Source organism: Streptomyces sp. NPDC051136 (assembly GCF_044455745.1).
GTDB lineage: Bacteria > Actinomycetota > Actinomycetes > Streptomycetales > Streptomycetaceae > Streptomyces.
In genome coordinates this window covers 55,266-64,215 of the sequence record NZ_JBITFE010000017.1, presented here as the reverse complement: position 1 = coordinate 64,215, position 8,950 = coordinate 55,266, and the positions used below count along the sequence as shown (strand labels likewise).

The window sequence follows — 8,950 nt, the reverse complement described above, 5'->3', positions numbered from 1 at the left end:
CGTACCCCCCCCCCCCCCCCCCCCCCCCCCCCCCCCCCCCCCCCGCCCCCCCCCCCCCCCGCCCCCCCCCCCCCCCCCCCCCCCCCCCCCCCCCGCGGGTGGACCGTCGCGGGTCTCGTCGGCATCGTGTCGTCGTTCAGACGGGTGTCCGGACGAGGGTGCGCTCCAGGCGGACGACGATCCCCTTCGACGTGGGCTGGTTGCTGATGTCGGCGACGCTGTCCAGCGGGACCAGGACGTTCGTCTCGGGGTAGTAGGCGGCGGCCGAGCCCTTGGCGGCCGGGTAGGACACGACCTCGAAGTTCCGGGCCCGACGTTCGGTACCGTCCGCCCAGACGCTCACGAGGTCGACGCGATCGCCCTGCGCGAGGCCGAGTTCACTGAGGTCGGCCGGGTTGACGAGCACGACGTGTCGGCTGCCGTGGATGCCGCGGTAACGGTCGTTGTTGCTGTAGGGGACGGTGTTCCACTGGTCGTGGGAGCGCAGTGTCTGCAGCAGCAGGTGCCCCGCGGGTGCCTGGGGGACCACCGGGTCGTTGCGGGTGAACAGTGCCTTGCCGACCTTGTTCGGGAACACGCCCTCGTTGACCGGGTTGGGCAGCTGGAAGCCTCCCGGGCGGGTCACCCGTGCGTTGAAGTCGTGGAAGCCCGGCACGATGCGGGAGATGCGGTCGCGGATGGTGCCGTAGTCGCCCTCGAACTTCTCCCAGGGGATGTCCGGCTTGCCGTCCAGGGTGCGGCGGGCGAGCCGGCACAGGATGGCGACCTCGCTGAGCAGCAGCGGGGAGGCCGGTTCGAGGCGCCCCTGGGACGTGTGCACCTCGCTCATGGAGTTCTCGACGGTGACGAACTGCTCGCCGTCCGCCTGGACGTCACGCTCGGTGCGCCCCAGGGTGGGCAGGATCAGTGCGGTGTCGCCGCAGACGGCGTGCGAGCGGTTGAGCTTGGTGGAGATGTGCGCGGTCAGCCGGCACGAGCGCATCGCCTCCTCGGTGACCTCGCTGTCCGGAGCGGCGCGGACGAAATTGCCGGCCAGGGCCAGGAAGACCTTGACACGGCCCTCGCGCATCGCCTTGATCGAGTCCACCGAGTCGAAGCCGTGCGGGCGCGGTGGGTCGAAGCCGAACTCCTTCTGCAGGGCGTCGAGGAAGGTGTCCGGCATCTGTTCCCAGATGCCCATGGTGCGGTCGCCCTGGACGTTGCTGTGGCCGCGCACCGGGCAGGCGCCGGTACCGGCGCGCCCCAGGTTGCCGCGCAGCATCAGGAAGTTGACGATTTCCCGGATGGTCGGCACACCGTGCTTGTGCTGGGTGATGCCCATGGCCCAGCAGACGATGACACGCTCGCTGCGCAGAACCTCGTCGCGAACCTTCTCGATCTCCTCGCGGGTCAGCCCGGTCGCCGCGCGCACGTCGTCCCAGTCGACGCTGCGGGCGTGCTCGGCGAACTCCTCGAAGCCCGTGGTGTGGGCGTCGATGAAGGCGTGGTCCAGGACGGTGCCGGGGCGGGCGTCCTCGGCCTCGAGCAGCAAGCGGTTAAGGGCCTGGAAAAGGGCGAGGTCGCCGCCGGGCTTGATGTGCAGGAAGCGGTCGGCGATCTGGGTGCCGCGTCCGACGAGCCCGTGCGGCTTCTGCGGGTTCTTGAAGCGCCGCAGCCCGGCCTCCGGCAAGGGGTTCACCGCCACGATCCGGCCCCCGTTGCGCTTCGCCTCCTCCAGGGCGGTGAGCTGGCGCGGGTGGTTGGTTCCCGGGTTCTGCCCGACCAGGAAGATCAGGTCGGCGTGGTGGAGATCGTCGAGGCTGACGGTGCCCTTGCCGGTGCCCAGGGTCTCGCTCAGGGCGAAGCCGCTGGACTCGTGACACATGTTGCTGCAGTCGGGCAGGTTGTTGGTGCCGAAGGCGCGGGCGAAGAGCTGCAGGATGAAGGCCGCCTCGTTGCTGGCGCGGCCGGAGGTGTAGAAGACGGCCTCGTCGGGGGAGGCCAGCGACCGGAGTTCGCGCGCCAGGACGGCCACGGCGTCGTCCCAGCTGATGGGCTCGTAGTGCTCACCACCGGGCCGCTTGATCATCGGCTCGGTGAGCCGTCCCTGCTGGTTGAGCCACATGTCCGAGCGGGTGGCGAGGTCGGCGACGCTGTGCTCGCGGAAGAAGTCGGCGGTGACCCGGCGCGTGGTGGCCTCGTCGTTGATGTGTTTGGCACCGTTCTCGCAGTACTCGTTGCGATGCCGCCGGCCCGGGGCCGGGTCCGCCCACGCGCAGCCGGGACAGTCGATCCCGCCCACCTGGTTCATGGCCAGCAGGTCCACGCCGGTCCTGCTCGGGGAGGTCTGCTTGAGGGAGTACTCCAGTGCGTGCACGACCGCCGGGACTCCGGCCGCCCACTTCTTCGGCGGTGTCACGGAGAGGCTGGTTTCCGGCTCCTCGCCGGGCGGGTTCTGCATCGGTTCGCCTTTCTTCGTCCGGTACGCGGTCAGCCGACGGGCCAGTGGGCCACCCGGCTCCTGGGCGGTTCCGGCTGATCGTGCTGGACGCGGCCGTTGCGGATGGTGCCCCGCCAGGCCCCGCCCTCGTGCCCCAGTCCCTCGATGAAGTGCTTGAAGTGCGTGAGTTCGCCGCGTACCAGTCGGGCGGTCAGCCGGGCGGCGCGGGAAGAACCGGTGAGGATTCGCGCGGCTCCCCGCGGTTCCAGGAGTATGCCAACGGTGACCGCCGTGCCGCCGGACCCCGTAGACCTGAACTCGACCTCACCCTGGTGCGAGGGGTTCTGCTCCAGACCGCGCCAGGCCAGGTAGGCATCGGGGTCCTGCTCGACGATCTCGACCGGGAAACGGTGGCGCAGTGGCCCGTGCCCGATGGTCCAGACGGTCACCGTGGGCCTGATCTGCTCGACGCCCTGCACCAGGTGCGAGAAGCGCGGGAAGGCCTTGAACTGCGTCCACTGGTTGTACGCCGTCGGCACGGGCACCGCGATCTCGACCGTCTCCTCGACATGCCGATGCGGCAGCGGACGTCGGCGGGTGACGCCGTCCTCGCGCGTCCCCGGCGTGTTCGGCACGGCGTGCTGGGCGTCGTCATCGAGCGCCATCGTGGTCTCTCCTTGGGCGCGGGAGCCGGGCGACCGGGTACCCGGCCTCCCCTCGTGCGGCGTGGCTCCTCTCCCGGTGCCCACATCGCGCGATTCGAGTCGTCCCGGTGCCGTCCGTCCTCCGTGTCGGCAAGCCTCCACCTGTCGCATCGGGGACCCCTCTGTCCTCAGCCCCCGACGACAGCCACCTTGCCTGCCCTACGAGCCACATTTCCGTCGGGCGCGGACCACGCCGGAATCGGACAGCCGGTAATCACCCGTTTGCTGGCCGACACCCACAGTCGCCACCTCGTGCAAGCCACCGCGCATGCCGATGCCGATGCCGACGCCGCGGGATCGTGCCGCTGACGCGAGAGGGTGGGTCGACTGCGACAGAAGGATCAAGCCGGCAGTGGAGGGATCAAGAATTCCATCTCGGGCCGTTCCCAGGCCACGGCAGGCGGGTTCGCTGCGGTGGTTCCGGTACGCAGCGCACCGACACTGCGGTAGAAGCCCTCGGCCGGAGGATGCGACACGACCCGGACACGCCTCAGCCCCGCCGCGCGCGCCTCAGCCGTCATGTGCTCGACAAGAAGCCGCCCGATACCGCGTCCCTGCGCCCCGTTCTGGACGAAGAGCAGATCCAGCTCCGGCGGCGCGAGGACCAGGGAGTAGAAACCGAGCACCCGACCCGGGGCATCATCGGCATCGGCGTCGACGGCCACGAAGACGCGATGACTCTCGATGTAGTCGGGACCGACGCGGTAGCCCGAGACCATCGACGCGTACCGGCCCTCGTAGGCACGGGAGCCACGCACGAGCCGTGTGAGCCGCTTGGCGTCCCGGGCGACGGCCCGGCGTACGAGGATCTCGCCACGCGCGGACGGATGACTCGAATGCACACCACGCATCCTACGCGTCGGGGAGAGACCGGGTCTCCGCGCTCCGCATCCCAGGAGTCGCAGCGCATGAGAAGTGCCGGCCGCCGGCCGGCAGGGAGCCGCGAGAGCGACCCGGCACGGTGGCGACGGGAGCCTCTTCGTGAGCGGAAGGCGACGCTCGCTAACCGTCCGACGTTTCGCGGCGATGACCTCGGTGTCCTCGGTGCTCCGTCGTGGTTCGCGCTCCAGGCGCCGCATCGGCAGGATGGGGGCATGACCGAGATCCGCACTCCTCGTCTTGTCCTGCGCCGTTGGCTGGATGACGACCTCGTCCCCTTGTCCGAGATCCACGCCGACCCGGTGGTGATGCGGAGCATCGGCGACGGCACGCCGCGCTCGATGGAGCAGACCGCCGAGGACATCGAGGCGTGGGAGGAGGAGTGGGACGACGAGGGCTTCGGGATCTTCGCGGTCGAGCTCCTGGGATCTGGCGAACTGGCGGGTGCCGTAGGCCTGTCCGTCGCCGGCGCACCGGACGAGGCAGCCGGTCAGGTGGCGATCAGCTGGCGGCTAGGCCGGGCGTTCTGGGGCCAGGGATACGCTTCCGAGGCGGCGCACGCCGCCTTGGAGTTCGCCTTGCAGGATCGTGGTCTCGACCGGGTGATCGCCGTTCTGCGAACGGGTGACAGCGCTTCCGCGGGTGTGGCCGACAAGCTCGGCATGCAGGCGGAGGGCACCGCCCTGCACCCCGTTCACGGCCACGACTTGACCGTGTTCGGCATCGACTTGACGCAGTACCAGGAATAGCGACGGTGTGTGTCCGGGGCCGGCGCCGGGGCCGGGGCCGGTCGGACGGGCATCGGTGACCGGAGGCAACACCCCTGACGGCTGGACGGGCGAGCCGCACCGAAGCGGCATCGCCTGTTTGGACTCGGAACCGAGGGACATGCGAGGTCAGGACTGCCATGCAGTCCGGCCCGCTGCAATCACCAGGCACGGGGCGCGGGTCGATGTCGTCGGAGTGAGGGTGTTCGTATGCGTGACGGTCTGATGGGACGGCCCGCGGGCGAGGACGTGGCGCCGTCGGGCGCGGCGTCCGCGCCGCAGTGGCAGAACCTGTTCCTCGCCTCCGCCTACCGCGGCGCCGTCGTCGAGGGGAGCGCCGAGGACGCCGAGGCGGAGATGCGCCGGTCGACCGCCGTCGCGTCGGCGCGGCGTCGCCGCCGCGCAGGACGCCACGCCCCGTCCTCGGCCCGCTGACGCCCGCGCGAAGGTGAGCGCGCCACCGGGCCCGGCCCGCGTACCGACACACCGACGGCACCTCGGACACCCCCGCCTCTCTAAGCTGCTCGGAGTACCGCGCGCGACCCGGACCCCCAGCACCTGGTGGCCCGCGCTGCGCCGCACCCCCCTGTCGCTGTGGAACGACGACGTGACTGACGACGCGGCGGCCCTGACCTACTACTCCATCCTCGCCGTCCTGCCGGCCCTGCTCGTGACCGTCGTCGCCTTCGGTCTCATCAGCCCGCAGACCGCCCGCTCCCTGATCGAGCACGTGACGGCGTACGCGCCCGGCCAGTCCGGGAACCAGCTCCACGACGTCCTCACCCGCATGCTGACGGAGAACTCCACAGCCTGGTCGCTGATCGGCGCCGGTGCCGCCAGCGCGGTATGGCCGGCGTGCAGCTACCTGGCGGTGTTCCGCCGCTCGCTGCACCGCATGCACCGCACCCCGGACAGCCACTCCGTGTACGCGCGGGCCCACCACATCGTGCTGACCGCACTGGCCCTGCTGGGCCTGCTCGTGCTCACCGCGCTCGTGCTCGTGCTCAGCGGGCCGGTCGTCGAGGGCATCGGTCGGGTCCTCCACCTGGACGAGGGGGTGTCCGCCACCTGGAAGGTGCTGCGGTGGCCGGTGTTGCTCGCCCTGGTGGCGGCACTCGTGTGGGTGGTCTTCCGGACAGGTCCGGGACCGGCCCGGCGTAGGCGCCACAGCCTGCCGGGCGGCGTGCTCGCCGCGCTGCTCTGGCTGGCCGCGACGGCCGGGTTCACGCTCTACACCGACGTGATCGGGACGTACAGCGAGTTGTACGGCCCCGTCGCCGGTGTGATCGTGTTCCTGGTCTGGCTGTGGCTGTCCAATCTCGCGCTGTTGAGCGGGGCGCAGTTCGCCGCCGAGCTGGCCAAGGAACCGTAGCCGGTCAGCACGACCCCTCGTCCTGTCAGGGGCCCCGGACGGCGGCGGGCTCTGCCGGGCCAGTGATGTGGATCCTCAGGCGCGGCATGAACCGCTCGGGAGGATTCCGCAGGGCGCGGCGATGAGCAGGGCGTTCATGCGACCTCGCCCCGCAGATACTCGCTCAGGGCCTTGCCCGGCCGGAAGGAGGCCGTGCCGTCCTCCTGCGCCAGGCTGCCGAAGCTGCCCAGGGTGACCGTCCCCTTGGCCTTCAGCGCTTCGGCGATCGTCCCTGGATGTTCGACGGTGCCGAAGAGGGCGTCGAAGACGTGCGTGACGTCCTCGGCGCCCAGGCGTCCCCCGCCCGAGGCCAGGGCGACACGGCGTGCCGTCAACTCGAGGAGTTCGGTCTTGTCCATCGATGCATCCGCCCATCGTGTTGTGTCGGTGTCGCCTTGCCGCAGCCTTTCCACCATCACCGCGTTTCGGCGAGGCCGCATCTGTAAGGCGCTTCCACGTCGCCGCTGCGAGACTGCCGCACACAGAACGCCGCCCGCCGCACCGCGGGCGCTGCTCCAGGCGGCGAGCGGCGAGCGTGCCCGGCTCGGCGCGGTGAGCGTGGTACCGGCTGGTGGACGGCGCTCACAGACCCGGTCCCTAGGGTGCCGCGCCTTCCGCCGAGCGTCGTAGAACCCTTACGGGGTGAGCTGCTCGCGGATCAGGCCCTGAACGAGCCGTACCGTCGCGAGTAGGTCCTCACGGGACGCGCCGAGCCGGGCGCGTACCGACAGTCCGTGCCATACGGACTGGACGAGCCCGGTGAGGGCCGCCGGGTCAGTGTCCGTGAGCAGGTCGCCCTCCCGAATCGCACGGTCGATACGCTCCCGCAGGGTCCGTTCGTTCGAGCTCTGGAGTTCGGCGAAGTAGGCGCTCGCGTCGAGTGTGCTCGTACTGTCCGTCATCACGGCGCTGCTGAGGAGGCAGCCCGGGTGGGTGTCGCTCGGTCGGCTGAACTCGTCGACCGACTCGACGAGGACGTGCTCGACCACGGCGTGGACGTCCCCTTCCTCGACGGCCCGCGCGTAGATCTCCCGGTAGCGCTCGGCGTACGTCCGCACGGCCTCCTCGAACAGCCCGGCCTTGCTGCCGAACGCGGCGTAGAGGCTCGATGTCGACAGTCCGAGAGCGGCGCTCAGGGCGCGCGTCGAGGTGCCCGAGTAGCCGCTCCGCCAGAACAGACGGGCGGATTCGAGGATCACGTGATCCCGGTCGAAGGCTCGGGGGCGCCCCCGCTGTCGTTGTTCCACGCTTGCATTGTAGAGCGTTTGCTCCATAATCAGTTTATGGAGCAAACGATTCAGAAAAGAGTGTCGGTCGGTGACGGCAGTTGGGTCGTCGTCGACGTGTACGGCGACCCCGGCGCGCCGGGTCTCGTAGTCCTCCCGGGTGTGATGAGCGACGCGTACGCGTGGCGCCACGTCGCCTCGGCCGTCAGTGCCTGGCCCTCCGTCATGGTCGTCAACCGCCGGGGTCGCGCCCCCTCGGGGCCGCTGACCGACACCTACTCGCTCCGCACCGAAGTCGAGGACCTGGAAGCCGTCCTCGACGTCTTCGGCGACCCGTCCGCGGTCTTCGGCTGGAGCTACGGAGGTCTGATCGCGCTGCTCGCCGCCGACGAGCGCCCCCTGCGCAGGCTGATCGCCTACGAGCCCGTGATGCGCCCTTTCGGACAGCACGCCCTGCCCGACCTGAAGGCGGCTCGGGAGAACGAGGACTGGGACACGACCGTCGACATCGTGAACCGGAAGATCACGGGCCTGGATCCCGCGCGAATAGAGGCCCTGCGGGCGGACCGAGAGGTGTGGGAGGCTCTCCGTCGTCTGAGCGCACCGCTGTACGACGAGACGCTGGCCGTGAACGAACCGCTGCCGGCCACCCTCGCCCGGCGGGCGGACCACGTCGATCTGATCGTCGGCGGTACGAACCGGGGCATCGCTCCTTATGGGACCGCCTTCGACGACATCCGCCGGCGTGTCCCCGCCGCCACGGTCAACGAGTTGCCCGGCCAGGGCCACCTCGTACACCTGGAGGCGCCCGCGCAGCTCGCCCGCCTGATCGACAGGCTGGCAGGGTGAGGCCGCGGGGGAGGGCCTCTGGTTGTGCTGAGGACGGGGCCCGAAGCCAGCCACATGGGCGCCCTGGACGGCACGGGCCGGAGTAAGAGGCCGGGTCCGTCCGCTAGGCGTGGACGAGCAGCCGTGGGCGGGTCGTCCACCCACGGCACGCAGGCACTTCTTGGCTCAGGGGATCAGGACGCAGTGGTTCTCGATCACTCGGCCGCTACGGTCCAGCCCTCCGCAGACAGCCAATCGGCCGCTTCCGGGCTGGCCCAGTTCCCGGTTGACGGTGAACACGTGGCGGTCGTCGTTGGCCCTGGAATTCCGGTAGTCGGCCGCGAAGGCCCGCAGCGTCCCCGGCAGCCCGTCCCTGGTGAAGACGGTGATGTCCTGGACGTAGCGGGTGCCCTGGTAGGCGGTGGCCACGCAGATGTAGGTGCCGCATGTCTGCTTCACCGCGGCGCTCGCCGGCGCTGCGGTCACCAGGCCGCAGACACTGGTCGCGGCTAGCGCTGCTGCGGTCGTGGCGAAGCGCCACCGCGTGAACCTCGTCCGCGTGGCCTGGTCCTGATGCGGCTCTGTCGTGTTCCTGCGTTCTCTCATCGTCTCGTCCTCTGCGTTGATCGTGCTCGGAAACGCCCTCGGCCTGTTGCCCCGGCCCGGCTCGCGGGGACGGGCGGCAACTTCGATCACCGTCTCGTACACCGTCCTCA

The 8,950-nt window shown here is 70.4% G+C and carries 10 protein-coding genes; 4 read left to right on the top strand and 6 right to left on the bottom strand.

Features of this window, described 5'->3' with window-relative positions; genetic code table 11:
* Positions 1-136 precede the first annotated feature (136 nt).
* The 3 genes from ACIBCJ_RS35180 to ACIBCJ_RS35170 form a co-directional block, all read right to left on the bottom strand.
* Positions 137-2,440: an FdhF/YdeP family oxidoreductase gene (locus tag ACIBCJ_RS35180; protein WP_365981065.1), complete on the bottom strand. Its 2,304-nt coding sequence runs from the start codon at positions 2,438-2,440 to the stop codon at positions 137-139.
* Between the two features lie 29 nt (positions 2,441-2,469).
* A complete protein-coding gene (locus ACIBCJ_RS35175) occupies positions 2,470-3,084 on the bottom strand; it encodes an SRPBCC family protein (protein ID WP_365981064.1) in 615 nt (204 codons plus the stop codon).
* A 380-nt stretch (positions 3,085-3,464) separates the two neighbouring features.
* Positions 3,465-3,965: a GNAT family N-acetyltransferase gene (locus tag ACIBCJ_RS35170; protein ID WP_365981063.1), complete on the bottom strand. Its 501-nt coding sequence runs from the start codon at positions 3,963-3,965 to the stop codon at positions 3,465-3,467.
* Between the two features lie 252 nt (positions 3,966-4,217).
* Here ACIBCJ_RS35170 and ACIBCJ_RS35165 point away from each other — a divergent pair, with 252 nt between their 5' ends.
* From ACIBCJ_RS35165 to ACIBCJ_RS35155, 3 genes are all read left to right on the top strand, one after another.
* Positions 4,218-4,751 carry a GNAT family N-acetyltransferase gene (locus ACIBCJ_RS35165; protein WP_365981062.1) on the top strand — a complete coding sequence of 178 codons (534 nt, stop codon included), beginning with the start codon at positions 4,218-4,220 and terminating at the stop codon, positions 4,749-4,751.
* A gap of 228 nt (positions 4,752-4,979) precedes the next feature.
* Entirely contained in the window at positions 4,980-5,204 is a 225-nt protein-coding gene (locus ACIBCJ_RS35160; RefSeq protein WP_365981061.1) for a hypothetical protein, read from the top strand.
* Positions 5,205-5,289: 85 nt separating this feature from the next.
* Positions 5,290-6,141 carry a YihY/virulence factor BrkB family protein gene (locus tag ACIBCJ_RS35155; RefSeq protein ID WP_399284327.1) on the top strand — a complete coding sequence of 284 codons (852 nt, stop codon included), beginning with the start codon at positions 5,290-5,292 and terminating at the stop codon, positions 6,139-6,141.
* Between the two features lie 134 nt (positions 6,142-6,275).
* On the opposite strand, the gene ACIBCJ_RS35150 is transcribed toward ACIBCJ_RS35155, so the two are convergent.
* Both ACIBCJ_RS35150 and ACIBCJ_RS35145 read right to left on the bottom strand, forming a co-directional pair.
* Positions 6,276-6,539 carry a hypothetical protein gene (locus ACIBCJ_RS35150; RefSeq protein WP_362513612.1) on the bottom strand — a complete coding sequence of 88 codons (264 nt, stop codon included), beginning with the start codon at positions 6,537-6,539 and terminating at the stop codon, positions 6,276-6,278.
* A 276-nt stretch (positions 6,540-6,815) separates the two neighbouring features.
* Positions 6,816-7,427, bottom strand: a complete 612-nt coding sequence (locus tag ACIBCJ_RS35145; protein WP_365981059.1) for a TetR/AcrR family transcriptional regulator — start codon at positions 7,425-7,427, stop codon at positions 6,816-6,818.
* Between the two features lie 36 nt (positions 7,428-7,463).
* Between ACIBCJ_RS35145 and ACIBCJ_RS35140 the strand changes: the two genes are divergently transcribed.
* Positions 7,464-8,255 (top strand): alpha/beta hydrolase, encoded by a 792-nt coding sequence (locus tag ACIBCJ_RS35140; RefSeq protein ID WP_365981058.1) that lies wholly within the window; start codon positions 7,464-7,466, stop codon positions 8,253-8,255.
* A 165-nt stretch (positions 8,256-8,420) separates the two neighbouring features.
* Here ACIBCJ_RS35140 and ACIBCJ_RS35135 read toward each other — a convergent pair whose 3' ends face one another.
* On the bottom strand, positions 8,421-8,720 hold the full coding sequence (locus ACIBCJ_RS35135; protein ID WP_362513603.1) for a hypothetical protein: 300 nt from the start codon (positions 8,718-8,720) through the stop codon (positions 8,421-8,423).
* Positions 8,721-8,950: the final 230 nt, after the last annotated feature.

Excerpts from the sequence above, each read along its gene's own strand:
- ACIBCJ_RS35180 (WP_365981065.1), bottom strand. The coding sequence starts at position 2,440 with ATGCAGAACCCGCCCGGCGAGGAGCCGGAAACCAGCCTCTCCGTGACA.
- ACIBCJ_RS35175 (WP_365981064.1), bottom strand. The coding sequence starts at position 3,084 with ATGGCGCTCGATGACGACGCCCAGCACGCCGTGCCGAACACGCCGGGG.
- ACIBCJ_RS35165 (WP_365981062.1), top strand. The coding sequence starts at position 4,218 with ATGACCGAGATCCGCACTCCTCGTCTTGTCCTGCGCCGTTGGCTGGAT.
- ACIBCJ_RS35160 (WP_365981061.1), top strand. The coding sequence starts at position 4,980 with ATGCGTGACGGTCTGATGGGACGGCCCGCGGGCGAGGACGTGGCGCCG.
- ACIBCJ_RS35150 (WP_362513612.1), bottom strand. The coding sequence starts at position 6,539 with ATGGACAAGACCGAACTCCTCGAGTTGACGGCACGCCGTGTCGCCCTG.
- ACIBCJ_RS35140 (WP_365981058.1), top strand. The coding sequence starts at position 7,464 with ATGGAGCAAACGATTCAGAAAAGAGTGTCGGTCGGTGACGGCAGTTGG.